Here is a 26,011-nt window from a genome sequence, read left to right as displayed (position 1 = left end):
CCGGAGGTACTACGACCATCGGCCGATTGCCCGGTGACCCGGGGTTCGCGGAGGGTGGAGATACGCCTCGGGTCCCCGGGCGTCCTCCCCCGTGAAAGGCATCCATGTCGCTCTCCCGCACACCGCTCGCTGTGCTCCGCACCGCGGTCATCGCCACCGCCGTCGTGGTGGCCGGCTCGCTCGCGATCGCCGCGCCCGCCCAGGCCAAGACATCCGTGACCGGCGGCGACTTCGCCGTGACCGTCAACGGCACGACCTATAACCCGGCTCAGGGCAAAGACCTCAAGCTTTCGAACGTCGCACCATCGGGCCGTGTGGCCGTGCGGGGCATCCATGTCGGCTTCGACATCGACGTCGCCACTCTCGGGGTCTACGACTACACGCTGACCGGTGCGCCGGACCCGCAGCGCATGGTCACTTCGCCGACCGTCATCTTCGCGTCGAAGGTGCCGACGCTCACGCCCGCTCAGCTGGCGGGTGCGACGATCGAGAGCCTCGAGGTGAAGGACGACTCGGCCGTCATCATCTTCCAGACGGCGCTGGGCAAGTACAAGATCCAGGCGAAGGACGGCGCGCAGGGCGGAATCTTCCAGATGGAGACCGAGTTCGCCGGGCCCGTCGAGTTCACGCACACGCTCGCGCCGGGCATCTTCTACTTCCAGAACGCGTTCACGGGGAAGATCAACTTCGGCAACGGGATCGACGCGGTCACCGCAGCGCAGAGCGCGAGCGGCTATCACCAGATGCTCCTCGGCAAGGACAGCCCGCAGGTGGCGACCAAGACCCTGCAGACCGCGACCGTGACGAAGTGGATCGTGCAGCCGGGCGGACGCCTCGGCGGCGTCCTCGGCGAGGACGCGATCGAGCTCTCGGCCGGCGCGACGAACTGCACCAGCCAGTGCCAGGCCCAGAATCGTATCCAGGGTTCGCTGCCGGTTCCCCCAGACCCGCAGAACCCGACTCCGCTGCCCTGACCCCCAGGCAGGCCTGCGCGGCGCGGTCACCGGTCACGGTGCCCGCGCCGCGCGGCGCTTCAGCCCTCCGAGGCCGCGGGCTCGGATGCCGCGGGCTCGAATGCCGCGGGGTCGGATGCCGCGGGCTCGAATGACGCGGGCTCGAATGACGCGGCGACCTGATCGAGCACAGATTCGTCCCCCGCGTAGAGCCCGTTCTTCCGCGGCCAGTGCGCCACCACATCGGTGAAACCGAGCGTTTCGGCACGGGCCACCGAATCTTCGAACGCGGCCGCGCTCTGCAGCGAGTAGAACGACTCGTTGTCGAGGGAGAGGACGCGGGCGACACCATCCTGCCTCCCCGATGCCCGGTGCTCTTCCTCGAATCGCGCCGCCAGCTTCGCGACACCAGACCACCATTCCTCGCGGTCGGCCGCGTCGGGGCCGGTCGTCACCCAGCCCTCTCCGCGGGTCGCGGCGTAGCGGATCGTCTGGGGTCCGTTGCCCGCGATCAGCAGGGGCATGCGGGGTGCTCTCGTGGGCGTGCCGACCATGCGTGCGTCGTGCGCGGTGTACCACTGACCCGAGAACGAGATGCCGCCGGACCCCGGCTGCTCGAACCGCAGAAGCACGTCGAGCGCATCGGCGAACTCGATGAAGCGCGCGTGGCGCTCTCGGGCCGAGAGCTCGGGCTGCCCGAGCACGAATGCGTCGAAGCCTGTTCCCCCCGATCCGACGCCGACCAGCAGTCGTCCGCCCGAGATGTCGTCGAGCGTCGCGAGTTCTTTCGCGAAGGGTACGGGATGCCGGAAGTTCGGGCTCGCGACGAAGAATCCGAGCCCGATCCGCTCCGTCATGACCGCAGCAGCCGTCATCGCCGGCACCGTGGCATGCCATCTCTGATCGGCAAGACTCCGCCATGAGAGGTGGTCGTACGACCAGGCGTGGTCGAAGCCGTATGCTTCCGCACCGCGCCAGCGTCGCGCTGCAGCGGGCCAATCCTCCTGTGGAAGGATCACGATTCCATGTCTCATGCCGTCACGCTACGCGGCCTGGCCTGGTCGCCGCGACCGCGCCACCGGCCCGTCGGCTCGCGGCCGAGGGCACCTCACCCAGCCCTCCATCGCCTTCGATCGGGTGGTGGTGGTGGATCCCATGCCCACTTCCATGCCGCCTTGGTCGGCATCGCCGACGGTGCACCCCCGCCCGGCGGGTGGATCAGGAATTCCCCCAGGCCGTCGCGCGTGATTCGGGCCCCCTGGTTGTGCAACGCCATGTGGTGATGCCGGCAGAGCAGTATTCCTCGATCGATGTCAGTCGCGCCCCCTTCGCTGTACGGGTCGCAATGATGGGCTTCGCAGTACGAGGCCGGACGCGTGCAGCTCGGCCAGCGGCAGCCCCCGTCGCGGGCGGCAAGAGCGAGGCGCTGTCGCGGTGTGAACAGCCGCTGCTCCCGCCCGACATCGAGCGGGTTGCCGTGCGGGTCGACGGCGACCCGGACGGTGCCTGCGACGCAGACATTCCTATCGATCACAGACCCGGGCAGGGCGTCGCCGCCGTCTTCGGCGTGTCCCATGCCCAGAAGCCTTCCGAGGGGGTCGCGCGGCCCTGTGATGCCGTCGACGGTGATGACCCGCACGCCCGGTTGCCGCGCACCGTAGACATCGGGCGCTGTCGCGAGTGACCCTGCGCGCAGGACGTCCATGAGCAGGTCGTATGCGAGCTGATCATTCGTGCGCGGATCGTCCTGCAGCTTCTCCGCCGCTGCCCGCTCGTCGGCCGTGACGAACCTCGGCCCGCCGCGGCGGGGACGCAGCGCGGCGGCGAGCATCGCATCCACCCAGAGCCCCATCTCGTCGTCGTAGGCGATGCGGGCGTGGCGCTGACCGTCCGCGTCGATCCAGCGCCGATACGACCGGCTCTCGTATCGTCGGGCGAACCTCGATTCGGCCCCCGTCGGATCGAGCAGATCACGCATCGTCCGTGCGCGCTTGGCCAGTTCTTCCACCGGCATCGCCGAGGCCTCGTCGATGAGGCCCCGCGACGCCAGCGTCCACGCATCGCGCACGGCGTCTGCGTCACGGGTGTCGTCGTCGACGGCGGGTTCACCGAGACCGCCGCGGATCGCGTCGTGCTGCGCCGATGTGAGCACACCCGACAGCAGCGCGGCGCGCAACGAGTCATGCCACGGTGGCGGGGCTGGCGCGCGATCGTCTGCGAGACCGCCGCCCGGATGCGGCGCCCCGACGCACTCGAGAAGCGAGACACCCACCCGCACCTGGCGGGTTGCCTCTGCCTTGGTGCCACCCGTGATCGATTGGATCAGCGATGCGGGGCTCGCGTGCCCGCGCACTGCGGCAAGCCCTGCATGACCGTCCTCCCGGCGGGAGCGCTGCGATGCAACGCCCGCGAGCACCGCCTGCAAACGGCCCGCGTGATTGGCCAGGGCCGTCACCTCGGCAAGAGCGTCTATGACCGACGCATCGCTGAGCCGCACCGCCTGAGATGGCAGAGCCGCGGCGTCGACATCGAGTTCATCCCACGCAGCGAGGGCGTCGATTCGCTCTCGCATGGTCGTGAGAATATTCATATATACATTGTGCTCGAGGCGTCGGACATTCGTCTCTTCATACGAGGGGATGTGGACAGGTCGCGGTCGGGTCCAGCGCTGGGGAGGAGCCGATGCGACCATGCCCGGCATCCCACCCGCCACGGCGAGCCCCCGACGTGCTCAGATCTCGACGCGCGAACCCATCAGGATCGTGCGGTCGGGAGGCAGGTCGAAGTACTGGGCGGCATCGGCGGCCCCGCGCGACGTCGCGATGAACAAGGGCTTGCGCCATCGTGCGAGCCCGGGGGCCTTTCCTCGGTGCAGGTCGATCGTGGAGAGGAAGTACGACGCCTCGTCGAGCTCGATCGGGATCTCGAGACCCTCGGGGTCCAGCATCCCGAGCGTCTGCGGTACATCCGGGCGCTCCATGTACCCGAACTTCGCGCGCACGAGGATGATCCCGTCGTCGGTGTGCTTCAGCGCGTCGGTCGTGATGCGATCCTCGGGCGGGACGGTCGGGGTCTGGGCCGTCTCGATCGACAGGATGATCACGTTCTGGTGCAGCGAACCCAGGTGCCGCACCGTGGACTGCATCGCCAGGGGCGTGGTCTGCGTGCCCCGGTTGAGGTAGACGGCGGTGCCGGGCACGCGCACGACAGGAAGGGTGCGGTCGTGGAGGTGGTCGAGGAACTCGGCGAGCGAGCCCTCCTCGCGTTCCCGCCGGATGGTGACGAGCTGCCGTCCGCGGTACCACGTCATCAAGATGAGGTAGGTGACGACGGCGATCGCCAGCGGCAGCCACGCGCCATGGGTGATCTTGGTGAGGTTCGCGGCGAAGAACAGCCCCTCGACCGTCAGGAGGATCCCTCCGCCGACGAGCACGAGCCAGAGGGGTGCGCGCCACGATTCGCGCACGTAGTACAGGAACAGGGTCGTCGTGATGATGATCGTGCCTGTCACCGCCATCCCGAACGCGTATGCGAGTGCGGACGACTCGCGGAACGAGAGCACCAGCACGATCACGGCGATCAGCAGGATCCAGTTGACCAGGGGCACGTAGATCTGGCCGATCGTCCGAGCCGAGGTGTGCTCGATGCGCAGGCGGGGAAGGTACCCGAGCTGCACGGCCTGACGCGCGACAGAGAATGCGCCCGTGATCACGGCCTGTGACGCGATCACCGTGGCAGCCGTGGCGAGGATCACCATCGGGAGCTGCAACGGGCCGGGAATGAGGAGGAAGAACGGGCTGGCGACCGCAGCCGGATCGTTCAGGATCAACGCGGACTGGCCGAAGTAGCTCAGCACGCACGTGGGGAAGACGAGGATCAGCCAGGCGCGTGCAATCGGAACGCGGCCGAAGTGGCCGAGGTCGGCGAACAGCGCCTCTGCGCCGGTGATCGCCAGGACCACCGCGGCCAGCGCGAAGAAGGCGACGGAGGGGTTCGAGACGGCGAACGCGATGGCATACGTCGGCAGGAGCGCCCGGAGGATCTCCGGCTCGCGAGCGATGCCGAGGATGCCGAACACCCCGATCGCAAGGAACCAGGCGACCATGACGGGCCCGAACAGCCGGGCGACGGCAGCCGTGCCGAAACGCTGGAAGGAGAAGAGGACGACGATGATCACGATCGTGATCGGGATGACGAAGTCGGCGAGCGGGGGAGCGGCGACCCTGAGCCCTTCGACGGCGGAGAGCACCGAGATGGCCGGCGTGATCATGCTGTCGCCGAAGAAGAGGGATGCTCCGAAGATCCCGAGCGCGACCAGGATCGACTTCGTGCGGCGACTGCCCGCGAGAGTCTTCTTCCCGACGAGCGTGAGCAGCGCCATGATTCCGCCCTCGCCCTCGTTGTCTGCCCGCAGGATCAGCCCGACGTACGCGATCGTCACGATGAGCGTGACGGACCAGAAGATGAGGGATGCGATGCCGTACACGTTGTCCGGAGACATCGGCACGGGGTGCGGATCTGCGGGATTGAAGACCGTCTGGATCGTGTAGATCGGACTGGTCCCGATGTCGCCGAAGACGACGCCCAGCGCGCCGACCACGAGGAGTGTCTTGGCGAATCTTCGTGTACCGGGAGCAGCCATTCCCACAGTATGGGGCCGCGGATGCCGCCGCGGTGCTCAGCGCGCAGGGCGGCGCCTGGGCGGCCCCTGCGCGGCGGTGGTCAGGCGATGGGGTCGTTGTCGCTGACGCTCTGGCGGGTGATCCGCTCACCGGTGGCGGGATCGACCGCCGAGCGCGTGAGCGACTCGGTCTGCCGACGACGTGTCAGGAGAACGAGGCTGATGAGGAACACGAGGGCGCCGGCGCCCATGAGGATGTAGCCGATCAGATCGAGGTCGACGAAGCCGCCGGTGTCGATGTTGATCGCGAACACCAGGATCGCTCCGATCACGACGAGCGCGATGCCGCTTCCAATACCCATGAGCGTCGTTCCTTTCCGTGCCGCAACGGCTGCGACCCGCGGAGTCACGATATGGTCAACCCCGATCGGGTCGCACCCCGTGGACGCACGTCGTGGTGCGTGGTATGGCTGCGACGGTCTTCGAACCTGGACCGCCGCGCGCGACCATCGCGCGCGGCCGCCTCGGAAGGATCAGGACCGGCGGCGGGCGGCGCCGCCGCGTCCGCGCACGAGGCCGTACACGAGCAGCACGATGATGGCCCCGATGATCGATCCGATGATGCCGGCGGGCTGGAAGAATCCGTCCATCGCGTCATGCTGGAACAGCAGGAAGCCGAGGAATCCGCCGACGAAAGATCCGACGATGCCGAGCACGATCGTCATGAGGATGCTCATGTCCTGCTTGCCGGGAATGACGGCGCGGGCGATGAATCCCGCGATGAGGCCGACGATGATGATGCTGATGATGAGACCGAGCATGGTTTTCTCCTTCTGTCTGGTCACCAGGGGATGCCGATCGGCGGGTTCGTGACAGCCGATCGGATGAGGCAACGGATCGACTCAACCACCCCTGCGGGGGTATCGGCACACCCCTGGGGGTGTAAAGGTGAAGCATGCCCATCACTCGGACGCGCCCGGTCACCGTCGCCCTCATCGACGACTACGACGTCGTGCTGACGGGATTGGCGCACATGTTCGACGACTACCGCGACCGCGTCGTGGTTGCGGAGATCGATGCGAACATGCCCATCGACGATCACGTCGATGTCGTGCTCTACGACTCGTTCGCCCAACCCGAATCCGATGATGTCGAGATCGCGGGTCTCGTCGCGAACCCCCGAGCTCGGCGCGTTGTGGTCTACACCTGGAATTTCCACCCCGATCTCGTCGATCACGCTCGACGACAGGGGGTCCACGGTTACCTCTCGAAGACCTTGACCGCGCCGGAACTGGTGAGCGCGATCGAGGCCGTCCACGCGGGTGAGACGGTGATCAGCCAGCAGCGCAGGCGAGCGCCGAGCGCCGCGGGGTTGGAGTGGCCGGGTCGCCTGGAGGGGATCACCGACCGCGAGTCCGAGATCCTCGCGCTCATCACGCAGGGCAAGAGCAACGCCGATGTCGCGCGCCTCACCTATCTGAGTCCCAACACGGTGAAGTCGTACATCCGATCCGTGTACCGGAAGATCGGCGTGTCGAGCCGCACCCAGGCGGTGCTCTACGGGATCGACCACGGATTCGCGCCGGACACCCACCGGATCGACCACTGGCTCGGCGGGCCCTGAGGTCGCCGGACGACGGCGGCATCGGGCGGCGCGTCTGCGCGGTCAGGGCTCGATGACGGCGTAGCGGTCGGGTTCGGGCGCACGGTTGAATCGGCGCCCCGTCACGTCGGTGGGAGTGACGCGGACCCAGCGGTATTTGAGCGTGGGGATCCACGGCGTGAGCGGCAGCGTGTCGGCGTCGTCGATCTCGCTCTGCAGCTCGAGGCGTTCGGCGATTCCCTTCACGACCACGCTGGCGGCGGATTCCTCGTCGTATCGATCCACTTCGAACGCGACGCGGGGGTTCACGACCAGCTCGAGGAGCTTGGATCCGGGAGCGGTGCGGAAGTACAGAGTGCGATCGCGGACGACGAAGTTGACCGGGAACACGTCGATCTCGCCGCGCACCACCGTCACCAGGCGCCCGAGCGGAGAGTTCTCGAGCAGCTGCCAGCAGGCGTCGGCGCCGAGGCGCTCGACCGGGCTGTCCGCGCCGTCCGTAAGGGTCTGGGTGTTCATCTCGCTTCCTTCCCGCGGAAGGAGTCTCCCTCCGGGAGGGGGCGTGCGCACGGGTCGAAGGTCCCGTCAGGAGAATTCGCGAGGAACCTGCGTCCTGTGCTCCGCGCCGTACACGGCGGCCTGCGTGCGCCTCTCCATGCCCAGCTTGGCCAGCAGCCCGCTCACATAGTTCTTCACCGTCTTCTCGGCCAGCCCGAGGCGACCGCCGATCTCTCGATTGGTCAGGCCCTCGGCGATGAGGCGAAGCACCTGCGTCTCTCGCAGAGAGAGAGCCGGCGCGCCGGAAAGGCTCCCGTCGGACGCGGGTTCGAGGTCTCGCGCGGCCCGCGCCATGACGGCGGGTGCCTGGATGCTGCGACCTGTGGCCGCACTGCGGATGGCATCGACCAGCGCGCGGCTGCGCACATCCTTCAGCACGTATCCGCTCGCTCCGGCGAGCACGGCCGATCTGAGGGCCTGGTCGTCGTCGTAACCGGTGAGGATCAGGCAGAAGATCTCGGGATGCTGCGACCTGACCTCGCGGCAGAGGTCGATCCCGTTCCCGTCGGGGAGTCTGACATCCAGCACGGCGACGTCGGGAAGGGTGGCGTCGATGCGCCGCGCCGCCTCGTGCACCGTACCGGCTTCGCCGACCACTTCGAGGTCGGGCTCGGCGTCGATGAGCTGCGCGATCCCGCGGCGCACGATCTCGTGGTCGTCGACGAGGAACACGCTGATCATGGGAGGGCCTCGCTGTCTCGGTCGATCGGTCCTGGACTGTGGTCGATCGGTGCGGACCACGAGACCCTCGTGCCGCTTGCCGGTGCCGACACGATCGTGAACTCACCTCCGCGTGCGGATGCCCGAGCGCTCAGATTCGAAAGCCCGCTGCGCCGCTGAGGGTCGGTGATCCCCAGGCCGTTGTCCGAGACGACGAGGCTGACCTCATCGTCCTCCGCGACCACGACGATCTCGGTGCTGCTCGCATGGGCGTGCTTCCACACGTTCGTGAGCAGTTCGCGGAGCACCCCGACCAGATCGTCGGCGAGCGGCGCGGACACGAGGCTGTCCAGTGGTCCCGCGAACGAGATGCGCGGGGGAGTGCTCCAGCTTCCTGTGACCTCAGCGACAACATCCAGCAACCTGTCGCGGACGCGTTTGGACCCGGTCCGTTCGCTGTCGCTGAGAGCGAAGATGATCGTCCGGATATCCCGGATCGCGGCATCGATCGTGTCGATCTGTTCGTCGATGGTCGACGCGGTGGCCGCGTCCGCCGTCCCGGTCGCAGCCTGCAGCGCGAGCCCAGCTCCGAAGAGCTTCTGGATCACGTGATCGTGGAGGTCACGCGCGATCCGAGCGCGGTCGGCGGCAGTGTCGGCGCGACGTCGTTGTTCGCGCGCGCGGACGACCTCCATCGCGACGCTCGCCTGCGCCGCGAAGGCGAAGGCCATGTCGAGGTCGGTCGCGGTGAATCCGGGTCCATCGGCTCTCCGCGAGATCGACAGCACGCCGAACGCCTCGTCGCCGGCGATCAAGGGGATCGCGACCGTGGGCCCGAGGCTCGGCTGCGAGTCGAGGACGGCGCCGGCGGGTTGAGCGCGGATGCTGACCGCCTTGCGCTCCGCCAGCGCTCGACCGGCGAGAGTGTCGCCCAGCGGATACATCATGCCTCTGAGGGCCTCGGCGCCGCGACCGTGCACGGTGGTGATCTTCAACTCGCCCTCTCCGTGGGGGACCGTCACCGCGACCAAGTCGGCGTCGATGAGCGCGGCGACACGCTCGGCGATCACGTCGAGGACGTTCGCGCCCTGGACGTCGAGCATCGCGGCCATCACATCGGCGATGGTGGCGCTCCAGAGCTCTCGCCTCTTGGCCTGGTCGTACAGCCGGGCGTTTTCGATGGCGATGCCCGCCGTGGCCGCCAGGGCGACGACGAGGGTCTGATCGCCGTCGCTGAACGTGCCGTTCTCGCTGTCCGCCAGGTAGAGGTTGCCGTAGATCGCGTCACGGACCCGGACGGGCACTCCCAGGAAGGACTCCATCGGCGGGTGGTGGGCCGGAAAGCCCGCGAACCGGGGATCACCCGCGAGATGGTCCAGCCGGATCGGCTGTCGATCGGTGATGACCGCTCCCAGCAGACCCCGGCCCTCGGGGAGGTGGCCGATCCGTTCGGCCAGTGCACGATCTACTCCGACGTGGATGAACCGCTCGAGACCGCCCTCCGGACTGATGACGCCGAGCGCGCCGTAGCGGGCGCCCACCAGCCTCATTCCCGCTTCCACGATGCGTCGGAGAACGACCTCGAGGTCGAGTCGCTCGATGACGGTGGTGCTCGCATGCACCAGATCCTGCAGGCGCCGTCCCGCCTCCGCGGTCTCGCGTTCGCCGGCGTCGCGTCCCGCGGCGCCGGGGGCATCCTTTGACGAATGAGTGCTCTCGGTCATGGCCGTCCCCTGTCGCGGCGAGTCTAGCCATGTCTCTCCGAGGTAACAGGTGCCGGTCATACCGGGGGCGGGGTCGGCACGACGCAGACCGGGGTTGCGGAGTCGACCAGAAGGCTCTGCCCCACAGATCCGAAGAATCCTCCGGCAAGCACCCCGCGATGGTGCGTTCCCACCACGACGAGCGATGCATCGCGAGCGGTCCCCGCTATCGCCGCGGCGGGGCTGTCCCGTACCAGAGTCCGAACGATCCGCAGGCGGGGATGCGTTCGTGCGACCGACGTGCACGCGTCCTCCAGGATCACGCGGTGACGGGCCTGCTCCTCGATCGGCGACGCCAGGATCGCGACCGAACCGCTCATCTCGGGCGTGGGCATCTGCCACGCATGCACCAGGTGCAGTTCCGCATCAGCGGTGTCGGCCTCCCGCGCCGCGAAGGCGATGGCCGCGTCCGATGAGTCGTCGTCATCCACCCCGACCACGATCGTGCCGTCCGCGGCGGTCCAATCGTCGGGAACGACCACGACCGGCTTCTCCGATTGGGCTGCCACTCTGAGCGGCAGCCATCCGTGAATCGCTGCGCGGACCGGCCGGCGTCGATGCTCGCCGATGACGAGCAGGTCCGCATCCCTCGCTGCCCGCAGCAGCGCTTCGGGCATCCGGCCCGGCACGATGGTGGACTCGACCTCGGTGTTCGGTGCGATGTCCCTCAGGCGCGCTTCCGCTTCGGCGAAGGCGATGTCCTCGATCACTTCCGCGACGACCAGAGGAGAATCCACCCGCACGAGATCGACCCGACGGGTGGTGCCCGCGACCCGCTCCGCGACCCAGTCCACCGCCACCATCGACGGCTTGGACCCGTCGACTCCCACCACGATGGTCTCCATCGGATCCTCCTCCACGCCACGCACCGACTTCCGTGTCGACGGTAGGTCGGGCGCAGGGAACGCCACAGAGGCGAAAGTCCCTCGACCCGTCCGAGCCTGCGATCACGCGGTGGCGAGAGCATCCACGAGTCGCCCATCGACGAGGTGGACGACGCCGTGCATGCGGGGCAGGTGGACGAGGTCGTGGGTCACGAGCAGGGTCGACGTGTCGAGTTCGCCGGTCAGTCGCAGGATGAGGTCGATGATGCTCGCCCCTCGTTCCTGATCGAGGGCGCTCGTGGGTTCGTCGATGAGGAGCACGCTCGGGTCGTTCATGAGGGCGCGGGCGATGTTGATGCGCTGGCGTTGACCGCCTGAGAGCTGGTGCGGTCGCTTCTGTGCGTGGTCTGCGAGCCCGACGGCGTCCAGAAGCACGTCCGCCCTCGCGACAGCAGCGCTCCGGGTGCGACGACTGTGCCGAGCGCCGAGCTCGTTCATGACGGTCAGCTGCTCGCGAGCGGTGAGCGAGGGGATCAGGTTCGACTGCTGGAACACGATCCCGATCTTGTCGCGGCGCAGCTCGGTCGCGTCAGCGGCGTCCAGCCCGCCGGCGTCGACGTCGTCGATGCGGATCTGACCCGAATCGGGCCGGATCAGGGTGGCGGCGACGGCGAGGAGGCTCGATTTGCCCGATCCACTGGGCCCGGTGATACCGGTGACCGTCCCCGGGTGGGCGGTCAGTGAGACGTCGTCGACGGCCGTGACACGGCCGTCTCCGTCCGGGAAGGTCAGGGTGATGTGGTCGAGTCGGATCATCGGTTGCTCCCGAGGGCGGTGAGAGGGTCGGCGGAGGTGACGGAGCGGAGTGCGAACGCGGCCCCGGCAAGGCCGAGGGCGATCATGATCACACCCGGAAGGACGGTGGTGAGCGGACTGAGCAGGAACGGCAGCGCGGCGCCGGCGAGCGCGCCGAACACGGCGACGAGCCCCAAGCCGATTCCGATACCCGCGGCCAGCACGATCAGGGCCTGGCCGAGCGCGTCTCGGACGAGGGATGCCGTACTGGCGCCGAGGGCCTTGAGGACGGCGATGTCGCCTTTGCGCTGCATGGTCCAGACGGTGAAGAACGCGCCGATCACGAGTCCGGAGATGCCGAACAGCATCGCGACCATGAGCAGAAGCGAGCCGATCTCGGAGCGGAATGCGCTCAACGCCGTCAGCGATCCGATGATCGTCTCGGACACCGTGGCGTTCGCGGCGTCCGCCGCACCCCAGTCGGGGCTCCCGCTCACGGCGAGGACCGTGGCGTACGCGCCGAGATTGCCGGTGGCGGTCGAGGAAGCCTGCCAGTCGTGAAGGGTCATCTGCACGACCGGGGTGTGGCTGTACCAGCTGTCGCCGCCGACGGACTCGACGGTGTAGACCGTGCCCGCGATCGTGACAGCATCCCCGGTGGTGACGCCGAGGGCGGCCGCTGCGGGCTCGGACAGTCCGAGCCGGCCGTCTTGCGACGGGGCGGTGGCGTCGAATCCCGGGCGCACGCCGAAGACGGCGATGGCCGCGCGGGTGTCGCCCGCCTCGGCCCGGGTCTGGCTGATCCCCACGGGCGCAACCGCGGTGACGCCCGCCGTCTCCGCCCAATCGGTCGCCTGCTGCTCTGTGATCGTGGAATCGGAGAAGCTGACTGTGCCGCCGCCGGTCGGAGCCGCGAACACGATGCGGTCGCCGGGGAGCGCGAGCACCGCGGAGATGTTCTGAGTGGCGAGCCCTCCGGTCAGTCCGCTCAGGAATCCGACCAGGACGGTGATGAGGGCGACGACCGAGCCGATGAGGATGAACCGGCCTCGAGCGAAGCGGAGATCGCGCAATGCGACGAACATGGTGCGTGCCTTTCCTGCCGCCGGATGCGGCGACCACTCCACTCTCGCTCTCGGCCGAGTGCGCGTCATCGGCCACCCGGGCACCGTTCCCCGACCTGATGGTGGAGCGGCCGATCGTCCTTTCGTACGATGACCGCGGTCGGGGCGGCGCGTAAAGTTCAGCCCATGGCGCACACCGCATTGACCCCGGTTTTCGTGGGTCTGCGTACCGGCTTGCATGCGCTGTTCGTCGGCCTCAGCGTGCTGGTCGTCGTTCGCGCACTCGTGGCTCCGACGGATGCGAGCGTCACCGTGATCGTCATGACGGTGCTCCTCGTCGTCACCTACGCGCTCGGGGCTGTGCTCGCCCGGCCCGCCCGGGCCCGTGGCCCGCTGTCGTTCGTGTGGCTCGCGCTCCTGACGATCGAGTGGGTCGTCCTGGTGTGGGTGAGCCCGGATGCCGCTTACCTCGTCTTTCCGCTCTTCTTCCTCTACCTGCATCTCCTCGGTCGGGGGTGGGGCTCGCTCGCCGTCCTGGTGTCGACGGTCGTCGCCATCTGTGCGCTCGGTCTCCACAGCGGATGGACGGTGGGCGGCGTCGTCGGCCCGCTCGTCGGCGCCGGCGTCGCGCTCCTCATCGGACTCGGCTACCAGTCCCTCGCCCGCGAGGCCCGGCAGCGAGAGGCGCTGGTGGCAGAACTCCTGGCGACACAGGGGCTTCTGGCCGCGACCGAGCACGAGTCCGGAGTCCTCGCAGAGCGCGCGAGGTTGGCCCGCGAGATCCACGACACGCTCGCTCAGGGCCTCTCCAGCATCCAGATGCTCCTGCACGCCGCCGAGCGCGCCGACCCCGGCCGTCCCGGAATCGAGCACATCCGGCTCGCCCGCGAGACTGCGGCGGCCAACCTCGCCGAGGCGCGGCGGTTCATCCGTGAACTCACCCCTCCGCAGCTCGATGACCAGACCCTCGGCGGCGCGCTTCGCCGGCTCGCTCGCACGCAGTGGGCCACGCGGGGGCTCGACGTGCAGGTGCGCGTCTCCGACACGATCACCCTGCCGATGCACCTGCAGACGGCCCTGCTGCGCATCGCGCAGGGAGCGATCGCGAACGTCATCCAGCACGCCCACGCCACCGCCGCCACGATCGAGATCGCGATCGTCGACGACCAGCTCCGGTTGACCGTCTCCGACGACGGCACCGGGTTCGACCCCCGGGTCGCCCTGCAGGAGATGGGCGACAGATCGGACTCCTTCGGTCTGCGAGCCACCTCGGAGCGCGTCGAGCAGCTCGGTGGAACGCTCGCCATCGATGCCGCGCCCGGTCAGGGGACGACGCTGGCCGTCGACCTCCGACTGCCGGAGCCTGCATGATCCGGCTCGTGATCGCCGACGACCACCCCATCGTCCGCGCCGGCCTCATCGCCCTGTTCAGCACGGAGGAGGACTTCGAGGTCGTCGCCGAAGCCGGCACACCCGACGACGCCGTCGCACTCGCCCAGCGCGAGAATCCGGACGTGGTGCTGATGGACCTGCAGTTCGGAGCCGCTCACGCGGCGACCGGAGTGGACGCGACGCGGCGCATCCGCTCGCTCGACGCACCTCCTTACGTTCTCGTCCTGACGAACTACGACTCCGACGCCGACATCCTCGGCGCGGTCGAGGCCGGCGCCAGCGGGTACCTGCTGAAGGACGCCCCGCCGCACGAGCTCGTCGCCGCCGTCCGCGCCGCTGCGGGCGGCGAGAGCGCCCTGGCTCCCGTGATCGCGTCCCGGCTTCTGGGCCGGCTGCGCGCTCCGCAGGTCAGCCTCAGCAGCCGCGAGATCCAGGTCCTCGAGCTCGTTGCAGCGGGCCGATCGAACGTCGACGTCGCGGGGGAGCTCTTCGTGAGCGAGACGACCGTGAAGTCGCACCTGGCGCACATCTTCTCCAAGCTCAACGTCAACTCGCGCACCGCCGCGGTCTCGGCCGCGCGTCGGCAGGGGATCCTCCGCTAGGAGGGGATGCGGTGGCCCGATGCCGCCGAGTCACGCGTCACGGACCGCCCGCAGTACTCTGCGGGCGGTCCGGAGGCGATGGCTCATACGCGGACGCGAGCGGTCACGGTCTCGGGGAGATGTGCGGGATGGGGAGCGGTTTCGTGCTGCGCGAGCCCGTGGGCTCGACCCCGCGGTGGCCCGTTTCCGAGACGGACGCGATGGCACCCGCCTCCGCGCTCGAGCCGCGAGGTCGGGGCGGCACGCGAAATCGTCGCCCGCTGACGGAGCCGGGGGTGAGCCGGATGAAGTTGAACTTGCGCGTGGGGCTGGCTGACACGAGGTCGAGGACTCCCGCCTCGGTGATCTCGGCATCCACGTTCATCCGCTCCGCGGTCCCGCGCACCACCACGCTCCAGCGAATGCCCGCGACCCTCCCGTCCACTTCGAAAGCGACTTCGGGATTCTGTGCGATGCTGCGGAGTTTTCGACCCGGCGCCGAACGGAAGTACAGCTTCTCGTCACGCACGAGGTAGTTGACCGGGAACAGGTCAGGCGTTCCGTCGATGTTGTCGATGGCGACCCTGCCCAGGTCTTCGCTCTGAAGCATCTGCCAGCACTGGTCCACCGTCAGTTCCTCGACGCCGGACTCGGCTGCGCTGGGCGGAGGCGGGATGCTCATCGCGAGGTAAGGATTCGGATCGGTCGCCGAGGCGCCGATGGGTCGCCCCGTCGGGACGGCGGAGTGCGGTGACGCGGGGGTCTCGTTCACGACACGGCCCCGACGTGGTCGTGGGCTGTCCCGGAGGCGGCGGCCGCGCCGGGCTCGTCGACCGGGCGCATGATCAGCACGGGGCAGTGCGCGTGCTGGGCGCAGGACGTGCTCACCGAGCCCAGCAGCAGGCCGACGAATCCGCCCCTTCCCCGGCTTCCGACCACCAGCATCGACGCGTGCTCGCTCTCCGTGATCAGCGACCTCGCGCTCGGGCCTGCGACGGTGGCCGTCGTGAGGGCGAGGGGCGGCTCGTGGTCGAAGGCGCTCTCGATGGCGGAGTCCAGCAGCTCTCGGGCCGCCGTCTCCGGCACCCACGTCTCGGTGAGGCTTCCGTCGTACGTCACCGGGAACTGCCAGGCGGTGACGGCTCGGAGGGGCAGCTGGAGGGCTCGGGCGAGCTCTGCGGCTTTCCTCAGCGCGTCGATGGAACCGGGCGAACCGTCGACGCCGACGACGATCGGCTTCACGGCGGAGGCGTTGTCCATGATCGATCTCCGATTCTGTGCTGTCGTCCGTGCGGTGCCAGCAGCTCGTGCCTGCATCCACCTTCCGCTGACGCAGCTCCCCGTCATAGGGCCGTAGGTCCCATCGCCCGTGCGCCGCCGGCAGCGGTGGGGCGCTCAACGTTCGCGGGTGGCACGGAGAGCCCAGACGATCGCGATCACGTCGACTCCCTCCTGCAACCACGCGCCGAGGAGAGCGGGCACCAGCCCGAACGCGGCGACTCCCATGAGGGCGAGGCTGAGCGCGATTCCGATCCAGATGCTCTCGAGGCCGATGCGGATCGTACGCTGAGCGATCTGGACCGCATCCGCGACGCAGCTCAGGTCGTCGCGCAGGATCACGGCACCGGCGGCCTCGCTCGCCGCCGTTGCTCCTCGCGCACCCATGGCGATCCCGATGTCGGCGGCGGCGAGAACGGGCGCGTCGTTGACTCCATCGCCCACCATGGCCACCGGTCTGCCGGCGATGTGCTGAACGATGGAGACCTTGTCGGCCGGGAGGCAGTTCGCGTGCACGTCACGGATGTCGAGGTCGGCGGCGATGTGCTCGGCGGTCGGCGAGGTATCGCCGGTGAGCATGACGACCGTGCGCACGCCGGAGGATCGCAGCCGGTCGAGGGTGGCTCGCGCTTCGTCCCTGACGCGGTCCTCGAACACGAGCATCCCGGCGAAGCGGCCGTCGACGGCCACGTAGGTCGCCATCTCACCGGGTCGAGGACGGAGATCCGGGATGCCGGACTCGACGTGCTCAGCGACGTAGTCGCGCTTCCCGACCGAGACTCGTGCACCCCCGACGGTTCCGGTGATGCCGCTCGCGGTGGTCTCGCTCGCGTTCGTGGCAGGGGTGAGGATCAAGCCCCGCTCCCGTGCGCCTGCGACGGTCGAGGCGGCGAGGGCGTGTGACGAATTCGCCTCCACAGCCGCGGCCAGTCCCAGCACGGTGTCTTCCGTGAAGGGTGCGGCCGGCTGCACGCCCACGAGGGCCGGCGTGCCTTTCGTGAGCGTTCCCGTCTTGTCGAAGGCGAACGTGCGCACGCGATGGAGCTCTTCGAGCGTCGCGCTCGTCCGGATGATGATTCCATGCCGTGCCGCGCGGCTCATCCCGGCGATGAAGGCGACGGGCGCGGCGATGATCAGCGGACACGGCGTGGCGACCACCAGCACTTCCGCGAAGCGAGCGGGATCACCCGACATCCACCACGCCGCGCCCGCGATGACGTACGCGGCGATCGCGAACGGCAGTGCGAAGCGATCGGCGAGGCGCACGATCGGGGCCTTGGTCGCCGCGGCGTCCTCGACGAGCGCGACGATCTGCTGATACTGACTCTGGTCGGCGCGGCGGACCACGAGGAGGGTGATCGCGGTCCGTCCGTTCATCGCACCGCTGAGGACTTCGTCACCGGGTTCCTTCTCGACCGGCAGGCTCTCGCCCGTGAGCGAGGACTCGTCCAGCACACCGGGCGAGTCCAGCAGGGTCCCGTCGACGGGAATCATCTCGTCGGCGCGTACGAGTATCCGATCTCCCGGTGAGAGTGCCGCGACGGCCACGGGCTCGATGTCGCCACTGGGCTGGATGCGCAGAGCCGTCTGCGGATTGCGGGCCAGCAGCGCAGACAGGTCGCGTCGCGCGCGCGCAGCGGCGTACGCCTCCAGCGCCTCGCCCGTCGTCAGCATGAGCACGATCACGAGCGCGGCCCACTCTTCGCCGACCAGCACGGCGGCGGCGATCGCGGTCACCGCGATGACGTCGACGCCGAACGATCCCTTGACGAGGTCATGAACCATCGCCCACGCAGATCTGGCGGCCATGAGGACGACATAGGCGACGAGCAGCCACTGACCGGCGGGGCTCCACGGCGAGAGGGTCAGCAGCAGGGCGGCGAAGCCCACGACGAGTGTCGCCGCCACCCATGGGAAGCGTCGGACGAGCCCCACACCACGGCTCATCCACCCACCGACACCGCCGGCGCGACCGTCTGCGGTGCGTGCACGCGACGACGCGGGGGGACCCTCGAGCGATGACGCCCCGGACGCGGTCGGCGGGGATGCTCCCGCCCTCGCTCGCGAACCTCTCACGCTGTCCGGGTGCTCATTCCGAGTCTCTCAGTGCGGGCACCACGCACACCGGAATCGGCGCCGCGGGCAGGGTGTCTTGCGCGACGGAACCCAGGAAACCGCCCGCCAGCACTCCGCGATGATGGGTTCCCACCACGAGAAGGGATGCGGGCGGGGCGAGGCCGAGGAGTGCAGCCGTCGGATTGTTCTGGACGAGGAACTTCTGGAGGATGAGGTCGGGGTGCGCTTCGTGCAGTCGCGCGCACGCGTCCTCGAGAATGCGGCGATGCGCGGCTTTGGTCTCGGTCGGAGACACCACCAGCGACATCGCGCCATCCCGGTCGGGCACGGGCATCTGCCACGCGTGAAGGACCGCGAGGTCCACTCCCGCGGCGACCGCCTCGTGTGCCGCGAACATGAGCGCTTCAGCGGACGAGTCGTCGTCGTCCACCCCGACCAGCACGTAGCCGTCCGTCAGCTTCGCATCGTCGGGGACCACGACGGTCGGCACGGCGGCCTGCGCCACCGTGCGCAACGGTCGCCAGCCGGTGAGCGCGGTGCGCACCGGCCGATGCTGGTGCGCACCGATGACGAGAAGGTCCGCGCCGTGCGAGGCCGCCACGAGGGTGTCGGGCATCGATCCGATCACGGTGTGCGAGTCCACCTCCGCGTCCGGCGCGGCATCCAGGATTCGCCGTTCCGCCTCGTCGAACGCGAACTCGTCGGTCTCGTCGAACACGACGACGCCGGGGTCGATCCTCACGATCTCTACCCGGCAGGCCTTCCGCGCCGCGCGCTGGGCGACCCAGTCCAGGGCGGCGAACGAAGCCTCCGACCCGTCGAATCCCAGCACGATCGCTTCCATGTCCTGCCCCTTCCCTACCGGCGCGCTGCGCGCTCTCGGACGCTTCGACGCTAGGCGGGTGCGGTCGTCGCCGAACAGGGCCGAAGGTCCTGGGGTTCAGCCAGGGGTGGTGCGCTCGGCGAAGCGCGACGAGCGGCGGTGTACCCGGTGCGGGTAGCCGCGCGTGCGCCGCGGCGCCGCCGGCGCCCGCGGCGCGAGAGTGCGGAAGAACCACGTCTTGGCACCCTCCACGCAGACCAGATAGACGACGACCATGCCGACAAGAGCCAGGAAGAAGGGCGCGGGGAGCGGCTCGAAGCCGAGGAACCCGGAGGCGGGGGAGTAGGGCAACCAGACCCCGAGTGCGACGACCCACAGCGACGCGAGAATGAGTCCGACGGACGGCCGGCTGCGGAAGAACGGCACGCGCCGTGTGCGGATCGCGAAGATGATGAGGGTCTGGGTCGCGATGGATTCGATGAACCATCCGGCCTGGAACTCCCCCTCGACGGCATGGAACACGAACAGCATCAGCCCGAAGGTGGCGAAGTCGAAGAGCGAGCTGATCGGTCCGAAGAGCAGCATGAAGCGACGGATGTAGCCGATGTCCCAGTGCGACGGCCTTTCCAGCTGCTCCGGGTCGACGTGATCACCGGGGATGGCGAGCTGCCCGGTGTCGTAGAGCAGATTGTTCAGCAGGATCTGGCCGGGCAGCATCGGGAGGAACGGGAGGATCACCGAGGCGACGGACGCGCTGAACATGTTCCCGAAGTTGCTCGACGTGCCCATCAGCACGTACTTGATCGTGTTCGCGAAGATGCGCCGCCCTTCGGTGACCCCGTCGGCGAGTACGCCCAGATCCTTGTCCAGGAGGAGGACGTCGGCGGCGTCTTTTGCCACGTCCGCGGCGGATTCCACGGAGATCCCGATGTCGGCCTGGTGAAGGGCGAGCGCGTCATTGACCCCGTCCCCGAGGAATCCGACGGAGCGCCCTTTCTGACGGAGAATGCGGATGATCCGCGCCTTCTGCTCGGGAGAGACGCGCGCGAAGATGGACGCTCCAACGCTCCGCTCGCGCAGCTCGTCGTCACTCAGCGCGCTGATGTCCGTTCCGGTGAGGGTCCCTCCGGAGGTGACGCCGAGGTCTGCGAAGACCTTCTCGGCGACAGCGGCGTTGTCGCCGGTGGCGACCTTCACGGCGACGCCCAGCTGGGCGAGCCGGGCGAGTGAGGCGCGGGCATCGGCCTTGGGACGGTCGAGGAAGACGAGGAAGCCCGCCAGCGTCATGCCCTCTTCGTCGCTGGGCGCCAGACGCTGCACGCCGGTGGCGGGCTTGGTCGCAACGGCGACGATTCGGGCGCCCGTCGCGTACTCCGCGGCGAGCATCTCCCGAGCGGCGTCCGAGACGTCCGAACAGGCTGCCAGGACGTCCTCCGGCGCGCCCTTGGTGACCAGGAGGCGTGCGTTGTCCGGCGTGTCGACCAGGGCGGTCGTCCTGCGCCTCTCATGGTCGAACGGCACGATGTCGATTCGCCGATACAGGTCGGGGTGGACTGCCGGCGCTCGCGCGGCGCGCCAGAGGGCCGCGTCCAGCGCGTTCAGGCCGGTGACCTTTTCGGGCGCATTCTGATAATCGGTCTCGGTCATTCTGATAATCGGTCTCGGTGGAGAGGAGGCCGAGCAGGAGCACACGATCCGCCGCGGCGGCCGGGCCCACCGGCAGCGCCGTGGTGAAGCTGATGCGACCCTCCGTGAGGGTGCCGGTCTTGTCGGTGACGAGGATGTCCATGTCTCCCAGGTCTTCGATGCACACGAGTCGCTTGACCAGCACGCGGCGCTCGGCGAGTTCCCGCGACCCCGTGGCCAGGCTCGCGCTGACGATCGCGGGGAGCAGCTGCGGAGTGATGCCGACAGCGATGGCCAGGGAGAAGAGCAGGGAGTCCAGCACCGGACGCTGCAACAGGACGTTGGCGACGAAGATCGCAGTGCAGAGGATCAGGGCGACTTCGAGAAGAAGCACGGAGAACCTCCCGAGCCCGCGCTGGAACTCGGTCTGCGGCTGCTGCGCGGACAGCCCGATTGCGATCTTGCCGAACTCGGTGTCGGCACCGGTCGCCATCACGACCGCTGCCCCGCTCCCGGACTGCACGACGGTCCCCATCAGTACGCAGGAGGTCAGGGCGCCGATCTCGGGGTCGGCCTCGGCCGGTGCCATCGACTTGGCCGCCGGGAAGGATTCGCCGGTCACGATCCCCTCGTCGCACGACAGATTGCGGGCCGAGAGCAACCGCATGTCCGCCGGGATCACTTCGCCTACGGAGAGGTGAACGATGTCGCCTGCGACGATCTCGCTCACGTCCACGTCGGAGGGGATCCCGTCGCGCACCACCACCGCCGTGTGACGAAGCTGGTCGTGCAGCGCGTCCGCGGCACGCTCCGCCCGGAACTCATTGACGAAGCCGAGCCCGACGCTCGCCACCAGGATGACGCCGATGATGATCGCGTTCGCCGATTCGCCGAGGAACAGCGACACCCCGGCGGTGACGAACAGCAGGATGAGGATCGGACTCTTCAGCTGCCGGCCGAGCACCGGCCACGGCCGTGCGCGGTGGACGCGCAGCACGTTCGCGCCGGTCTCGGCGAGGCGGGCCGCCGCCTCGCCGGAAGTGAGGCCATTCGCGTGGGATCGCACCGTCGCAAGCACGGTGTCGATGTCCTGCGTTGCGGCCGTCCGCAGCGCGTCGGCGGCGGGCGTACCCGCCGCTGCCAGCATCCGGTCGTCCATCGCCCCCCGTCGCTTCGCTTCTGGCGCATCCGAGCCGTCTCGTCCTTCCTAGCCGGAGGTCTCCGCCCGCCGTCAGGACCTTCGACCCTCGGCGGGGCGCGGGACCTTCGGCCCTGCGCACGGGATGCGGGGGACTGAAGGATCGAGCTGAACATCCGGACAGCCGGACCCCGGCGAGGAAGCAGGAGCATCGCAATGGCCGCCGTCACCACCACTTCGCTCGAACCGCCCGTCGTCCTCCCGTCCGATCTCGCGCTTCCTCCGACCCAGCCGATCGACATCTCGGAGCTCGTCGCGGCGAAGCCGGCCACCCCATGATCCCGGTGGCGGCGTCGCTCACGGGAGCGCGCGATACCGACAGGGGGATGATGCGCGCGTGGGCGACAGCATCCGTCCCCGGCGTGATGGAGCTCATCGAACGGCCCGTTCCCACACCTTTGGACGACGAGGTGCTGGTGCGGGTCGAGGCCTGTGGAGCCTGCCGCACGGACCTGCATGTGGTCGACCGGGAACTCCCCGTCCATCTGGATCGCGTCACCCCTGGCCATCAGGTGGTGGGGATCGTCGCAGAGACAGGGCGGGCGGTGCGCGAACTGCGGATCGGGGACCGGGTGGGTATCGCGTGGCTTCGACACACGTGCGGCACGTGTCGCTGGTGCCGGGCCGGGCAGGAGAATCTGTGCCCATCGTCGGAGTACACCGGGTGGGATGCGCACGGCGGGTTCGCGGAGTACGCGACCGTCGCAGAAGCATTCGCGTACGTGCTCCCCGCCGATGCCGACCCTGTGGCCGTCGCGCCGTTGCTGTGCGCGGGGATCATCGGATACCGCGCACTGACCCGTGCGCACCTGCCGGTGGCAGGACGGCTCGGCATCTACGGATACGGCTCGAGCGCTCACCTCACCGCCCAAGTCGCCATGGCGCAAGGCGCGGACGTGTTCGTGATGACGCGGGGGGAACGCAACCGCGAGCTGGCGCGCCGCGCAGGGGCATCCTTCGTGGGAGAGGCGGCCGATCGGCCCCCCGTCGTCTTGGACAGCGCGATCGTCTTCGCTCCTGCGGGTGAGCTCGTCCCGCTTGCGCTCCAGGCGACGGTCCGGGGCGGAACCGTCGTGCTGGCCGGCATCCACATGAGCGACATACCCGCGATGTCGTACGCGCACAACCTCTTCCATGAACGCGACCTGCGCACGGTCACCGCGAACACGCGGGCAGACGGGGCCGAATTCCTCCGCGTCGCCGCAGCGCTCGGCATCGCCGCATCCACCACGACCTATTCGTTCGAACACGCCGCCGACGCGCTCGAGGACCTCAGAGCCGGCCGTTCCGCGGGCTCACTCGTCGTCGCGATCGGGCCGAAGTGATCAAGGAGTCCCCCATGAGTAACGTTCTCAGGTTCCGCGATATCCGCATGTCGGATCTACCCGAAGTCGGAGGCAAGAACGCATCGCTCGGCGAGATGGTCTCGCAGCTCGCGGGCCGAGGCGTCCGGGTCCCCGATGGTTTCGCGACGACGGCCACGGCGTTCCGTGCGTTCCTCGAGCAGGACGGCCTCGGCGCCCGGATCGATGCCGCCGTTGCCGCCCTGGACGTCTCCGACGTCACCCGGCTCGCGACCACGGGCGCGCGGGTGCGTGGGTGGATCGAGGCCCAGGGCCTCGCGGATGACCTCGTCCGAGACATCCGGGACGCCTGTGAGGAGCTGCTGGCGCGAGAGGACCACCCCGACCAGGTCACCTGGGCGGTCAGGTCGTCGGCGACGGCGGAAGACCTGCCTGATGCGTCGTTCGCGGGACAGCAGGAGACCTTCCTGCACATCTCAGGTGCCGACGACGTCGTCCGCGCAGTGAAGGACGTCTTCGCGTCGCTGTACACCGACCGGGCGATCGTCTATCGCGCAGAGCAGGGGATGAGCGCGGATCATGTCGCGATCTCGGCGGGTGTACAGCGCATGGTCCGCTCCGACATCGGGTCATCGGGAGTGATGTTCACCCTCGACACCGAGACGGGTTTCGACGGGGTCGTGCTGGTCACCAGCGTGTACGGGCTCGGTGAGACGATCGTGCAGGGAACGACGAATCCCGACGAGTTCTACGTCTCGAAGCCCTGCCTGCGGGCTGGGCGGCCGGCGATCCTGCGGCGGAAGCTGGGGACGAAGAGCACAGCGCTCCGGTTCGCGGCCATGAGCCCGTCGGGTGCGACCACCGCGTTGGAAGAGGTTCCGGCATCCGAGGGTGCTCGCTTCAGCCTGACCGATGCCCACGTCGAGGAGCTGGCGCGCAGTGCCCTCGTCATCGAGTCGCACTACGGGCGACCCATGGACATCGAGTGGGCATTGGATGGGGGGAACGCACTGCTCTACATCGTGCAGGCCCGACCGGAGACCGTCGCATCGCGCGCGTCGTCCGACAACGTCGTGACGCGCTACCGGCTGGAAGAGCGCGGCGATGTGCTCGCGCGCGGGCGAGCGGTCGGCGAGCGCATCGGCAGCGGAACCGTGCGTGTGCTCAGCGATCCGTCGAAGATGGCGGACTTCCGGGCGGGCGAGGTGCTTGTTGCGGAGCGCACGGATCCTGACTGGGAACCCATCATGAGGATGGCGTCCGCGATCGTCACCGACAGCGGCGGCCGGACTTGTCATGCGGCGATCATCGCCCGCGAGCTGGGCATCCCCGCCGTGGTCGGCACGACGACCGCCACACGCGACCTGAAGAACGGTGAATCGGTCACCGTCGCATGCGCGGAGGGCGATGAGGGGCTCGTCTACCGGGGAGCCCTCGAGTTCGCGATCGACGAGACCGCGATAGATCGGATGCCCGAGATCGGGGTGGATCTGATGCTCAACGTCGGCGCGCCCGACCAGGCCTTCAGCGTCGCGCGCATGCCCAGCGCGGGCGTGGGGCTGGCGCGGATCGAGTTCATCGTGAGCCGTGAGATCGGCATCCACCCGCAGGCGCTTCTCGATGTCGACAGCCTTTCGGATCCTCTGAGGTCCGCGGTCCTGCTCAGAACAGCCGCCTACGCGAGTCCCAGAGACTTCTTCGTGCGCAAACTGGCGGAGGGCGTCTCGACGATCGCCGCGGCGTTCGCGCCGCGTCCGGTCATCGTCCGCATGAGCGACTTCAAGTCCAACGAGTACATCGACCTGCTCGGGGGAGCCGGATACGAGCCGCACGAGGAGAACCCGATGCTCGGGTGGCGCGGTGCCGCGCGGTACACGACCGAGGCATTCGCGGAGTGCTTCAGGATGGAATGCGACGCGCTGCGATTCGTCCGCGACGACATGGGGTTCACCAACATCAAAGTGATGGTGCCCTTCGTGCGCACGGTGGGCGAGGCCACGGCGACGCTCGATCTGCTCGCGCGCAACGGCCTACGGCGCGGCCAGAACGGCCTCGAGATCGTGATGATGTGCGAGATCCCCTCCAACGCGCTGCTCGCGGATGCGTTCCTCGATCATTTCGACGGGTTCTCGATCGGCTCGAACGACCTGACCCAGCTGACGCTGGGTGTCGATCGCGAGTCCGCGCTCGTCGCGGGCGCCTTCGACGAGCGCGACCCTGCCGTCCTCGACCTCATCGATCGCGCGATACGGGCGTGCGTACGGCGAGGCAAGTACGTGGGGATCTGCGGGCAGGGCCCGTCCGATCACCCCGATCTTGCCCGCTGGCTGCTCGCGCGCGGAATCGACTCGATCTCGCTGAACGCAGACGCACTGATCACCACCTGGATGCGGCTCGCCGAGCCGGCCACCGAGGCCGAGAACGGTCACGCGGGAGCGGGCCTGCTCGAGGTGACGTAGCGCTCGGGCTCCGGGCCGCGCTCGAAGCGCCGGCCGGTCAGCGAGACGGGGGTGATCCTCACCCACCGGTACTTGAGCGTCGGGATCCACGACGTGAGCGGCAGAGCATCCGCTGCGTCGATCTCGTGCTGCAGCTGAAGACGCCGGGCATGCCCTCTCAGGACGACGCTGGCCGCGAAGGTCCCGTCGTTCTCCTCGACCTCGAAGGCGACCGCGGGGTTCACTCCGAGGTTCGCGAGCTTCGAGCCGGGCGCGGTTCGGAACAGCACGTGCGGCCCGTCGACGACGTAGTTCACCGGGAAGATATCGGGCTTTCCGTCCACGGCCACCGCGAGCCGCCCCACCTCTCCGCGCGAAAGGAGATTCCAGCACTCGTCTTCATCGAGCGTCCAGACGAACGGGCGAGGCGTTGAATCCATGGTGTTCCTCCTTC

25 protein-coding genes are annotated in these 26,011 nt (G+C 68.7%); 7 read left to right on the top strand and 18 right to left on the bottom strand.

Annotated elements, in window-relative coordinates; genetic code table 11:
- Positions 1-104 precede the first annotated feature (104 nt).
- Complete coding sequence (locus F6B43_RS07605; RefSeq protein WP_211368056.1) at positions 105-974, top strand: hypothetical protein; 870 nt, start codon at positions 105-107, stop codon at positions 972-974.
- 59 nt (positions 975-1,033) lie between these two features.
- Here the strand turns inward: F6B43_RS07605 and F6B43_RS07600 are convergent, their stop codons facing one another.
- From F6B43_RS07600 to F6B43_RS07580, 5 genes are all read right to left on the bottom strand, one after another.
- Positions 1,034-1,987 (bottom strand): LLM class flavin-dependent oxidoreductase, encoded by a 954-nt coding sequence (locus F6B43_RS07600; RefSeq protein WP_150448194.1) that lies wholly within the window; start codon positions 1,985-1,987, stop codon positions 1,034-1,036.
- Between the two features lie 74 nt (positions 1,988-2,061).
- On the bottom strand, positions 2,062-3,525 hold the full coding sequence (locus tag F6B43_RS07595) for an HNH endonuclease signature motif containing protein (RefSeq protein WP_246159841.1): 1,464 nt from the start codon (positions 3,523-3,525) through the stop codon (positions 2,062-2,064).
- Positions 3,526-3,684: 159 nt separating this feature from the next.
- Positions 3,685-5,595, bottom strand: coding sequence for a potassium transporter Kup (locus F6B43_RS07590; RefSeq protein ID WP_150448192.1), 1,911 nt, complete (start codon positions 5,593-5,595; stop codon positions 3,685-3,687).
- 80 nt (positions 5,596-5,675) lie between these two features.
- The gene (locus F6B43_RS07585) at positions 5,676-5,936 is read right to left on the bottom strand and encodes a DUF6458 family protein (RefSeq protein WP_150448191.1); all 261 of its coding nucleotides are present in this window, start codon (positions 5,934-5,936) and stop codon (positions 5,676-5,678) included.
- 171 nt (positions 5,937-6,107) lie between these two features.
- Positions 6,108-6,395, bottom strand: coding sequence for a GlsB/YeaQ/YmgE family stress response membrane protein (locus F6B43_RS07580; RefSeq protein WP_150448190.1), 288 nt, complete (start codon positions 6,393-6,395; stop codon positions 6,108-6,110).
- 134 nt (positions 6,396-6,529) lie between these two features.
- Here F6B43_RS07580 and F6B43_RS07575 point away from each other — a divergent pair, with 134 nt between their 5' ends.
- Complete coding sequence (locus tag F6B43_RS07575) at positions 6,530-7,198, top strand: response regulator transcription factor (protein WP_150448189.1); 669 nt, start codon at positions 6,530-6,532, stop codon at positions 7,196-7,198.
- A gap of 42 nt (positions 7,199-7,240) precedes the next feature.
- On the opposite strand, the gene F6B43_RS07570 is transcribed toward F6B43_RS07575, so the two are convergent.
- From F6B43_RS07570 to F6B43_RS07545, 6 genes are all read right to left on the bottom strand, one after another.
- On the bottom strand, positions 7,241-7,696 hold the full coding sequence (locus tag F6B43_RS07570) for a pyridoxamine 5'-phosphate oxidase family protein (protein WP_150448188.1): 456 nt from the start codon (positions 7,694-7,696) through the stop codon (positions 7,241-7,243).
- A 66-nt stretch (positions 7,697-7,762) separates the two neighbouring features.
- Positions 7,763-8,416: a response regulator gene (locus F6B43_RS07565; protein ID WP_150448187.1), complete on the bottom strand. Its 654-nt coding sequence runs from the start codon at positions 8,414-8,416 to the stop codon at positions 7,763-7,765.
- The gene (locus tag F6B43_RS07560; RefSeq protein ID WP_170285587.1) at positions 8,413-10,119 is read right to left on the bottom strand and encodes a GAF domain-containing sensor histidine kinase; all 1,707 of its coding nucleotides are present in this window, start codon (positions 10,117-10,119) and stop codon (positions 8,413-8,415) included. The genes F6B43_RS07565 and F6B43_RS07560 overlap by 4 nt, the downstream gene beginning before the upstream one ends.
- Before the next feature lie 56 nt (positions 10,120-10,175).
- Positions 10,176-11,003, bottom strand: coding sequence for a universal stress protein (locus F6B43_RS07555; protein ID WP_150448185.1), 828 nt, complete (start codon positions 11,001-11,003; stop codon positions 10,176-10,178).
- Positions 11,004-11,105: 102 nt separating this feature from the next.
- Positions 11,106-11,798: an ABC transporter ATP-binding protein gene (locus F6B43_RS07550; protein WP_150448184.1), complete on the bottom strand. Its 693-nt coding sequence runs from the start codon at positions 11,796-11,798 to the stop codon at positions 11,106-11,108.
- On the bottom strand, positions 11,795-12,862 hold the full coding sequence (locus F6B43_RS07545; protein ID WP_150448183.1) for an FtsX-like permease family protein: 1,068 nt from the start codon (positions 12,860-12,862) through the stop codon (positions 11,795-11,797). The genes F6B43_RS07550 and F6B43_RS07545 overlap by 4 nt, the downstream gene beginning before the upstream one ends.
- A gap of 165 nt (positions 12,863-13,027) precedes the next feature.
- Here F6B43_RS07545 and F6B43_RS07540 point away from each other — a divergent pair, with 165 nt between their 5' ends.
- Together F6B43_RS07540 and F6B43_RS07535 are read left to right on the top strand one after the other, a co-directional pair.
- Complete coding sequence (locus F6B43_RS07540) at positions 13,028-14,212, top strand: sensor histidine kinase (RefSeq protein ID WP_150448182.1); 1,185 nt, start codon at positions 13,028-13,030, stop codon at positions 14,210-14,212.
- Positions 14,209-14,835 carry a response regulator gene (locus tag F6B43_RS07535; RefSeq protein ID WP_150448181.1) on the top strand — a complete coding sequence of 209 codons (627 nt, stop codon included), beginning with the start codon at positions 14,209-14,211 and terminating at the stop codon, positions 14,833-14,835. The genes F6B43_RS07540 and F6B43_RS07535 overlap by 4 nt, the downstream gene beginning before the upstream one ends.
- A 103-nt stretch (positions 14,836-14,938) precedes the next feature.
- On the opposite strand, the gene F6B43_RS07530 is transcribed toward F6B43_RS07535, so the two are convergent.
- From F6B43_RS07530 to F6B43_RS19870, 6 genes are all read right to left on the bottom strand, one after another.
- Positions 14,939-15,586, bottom strand: a complete 648-nt coding sequence (locus F6B43_RS07530) for a pyridoxamine 5'-phosphate oxidase family protein (protein ID WP_150448180.1) — start codon at positions 15,584-15,586, stop codon at positions 14,939-14,941.
- Positions 15,583-16,074 (bottom strand): universal stress protein, encoded by a 492-nt coding sequence (locus tag F6B43_RS07525; RefSeq protein ID WP_150448179.1) that lies wholly within the window; start codon positions 16,072-16,074, stop codon positions 15,583-15,585. Before F6B43_RS07525 ends, F6B43_RS07530 begins: the two co-directional genes overlap by 4 nt.
- A gap of 135 nt (positions 16,075-16,209) precedes the next feature.
- Positions 16,210-18,000 carry a heavy metal translocating P-type ATPase gene (locus tag F6B43_RS07520; RefSeq protein WP_246159840.1) on the bottom strand — a complete coding sequence of 597 codons (1,791 nt, stop codon included), beginning with the start codon at positions 17,998-18,000 and terminating at the stop codon, positions 16,210-16,212.
- A 181-nt stretch (positions 18,001-18,181) separates the two neighbouring features.
- Positions 18,182-19,012: a universal stress protein gene (locus F6B43_RS07515; protein ID WP_150448177.1), complete on the bottom strand. Its 831-nt coding sequence runs from the start codon at positions 19,010-19,012 to the stop codon at positions 18,182-18,184.
- Positions 19,013-19,108: 96 nt separating this feature from the next.
- Positions 19,109-20,533: an HAD-IC family P-type ATPase gene (locus tag F6B43_RS19875; protein ID WP_246159877.1), complete on the bottom strand. Its 1,425-nt coding sequence runs from the start codon at positions 20,531-20,533 to the stop codon at positions 19,109-19,111.
- Positions 20,496-21,776, bottom strand: coding sequence for an HAD-IC family P-type ATPase (locus tag F6B43_RS19870; protein ID WP_246159839.1), 1,281 nt, complete (start codon positions 21,774-21,776; stop codon positions 20,496-20,498). The genes F6B43_RS19875 and F6B43_RS19870 overlap by 38 nt, the downstream gene beginning before the upstream one ends.
- A 195-nt stretch (positions 21,777-21,971) precedes the next feature.
- Here F6B43_RS19870 and F6B43_RS20005 point away from each other — a divergent pair, with 195 nt between their 5' ends.
- From F6B43_RS20005 to ppsA, 3 genes are read left to right on the top strand one after another with little or no spacing between them, the layout of a single operon-like run.
- On the top strand, positions 21,972-22,094 hold the full coding sequence (locus tag F6B43_RS20005; protein ID WP_281349519.1) for a hypothetical protein: 123 nt from the start codon (positions 21,972-21,974) through the stop codon (positions 22,092-22,094).
- Positions 22,091-23,140 carry a zinc-binding alcohol dehydrogenase family protein gene (locus F6B43_RS07505; protein WP_246159838.1) on the top strand — a complete coding sequence of 350 codons (1,050 nt, stop codon included), beginning with the start codon at positions 22,091-22,093 and terminating at the stop codon, positions 23,138-23,140. Before F6B43_RS20005 ends, F6B43_RS07505 begins: the two co-directional genes overlap by 4 nt.
- A 14-nt stretch (positions 23,141-23,154) precedes the next feature.
- Positions 23,155-25,578: a phosphoenolpyruvate synthase gene (gene ppsA / locus F6B43_RS07500; protein WP_150448176.1), complete on the top strand. Its 2,424-nt coding sequence runs from the start codon at positions 23,155-23,157 to the stop codon at positions 25,576-25,578.
- Here the strand turns inward: ppsA and F6B43_RS07495 are convergent.
- Positions 25,545-25,997, bottom strand: a complete 453-nt coding sequence (locus tag F6B43_RS07495) for a pyridoxamine 5'-phosphate oxidase family protein (protein WP_150448175.1) — start codon at positions 25,995-25,997, stop codon at positions 25,545-25,547. The genes ppsA and F6B43_RS07495 overlap by 34 nt on opposite strands.
- Positions 25,998-26,011: the final 14 nt, after the last annotated feature.

The sequence above is a fragment of the Microbacterium rhizomatis genome (assembly GCF_008710745.1).
In the GTDB taxonomy this organism is placed as follows: Bacteria; Actinomycetota; Actinomycetes; order Actinomycetales; family Microbacteriaceae; genus Microbacterium; species Microbacterium rhizomatis.
This window is presented reverse-complemented; position numbering and strand designations above follow the sequence as displayed.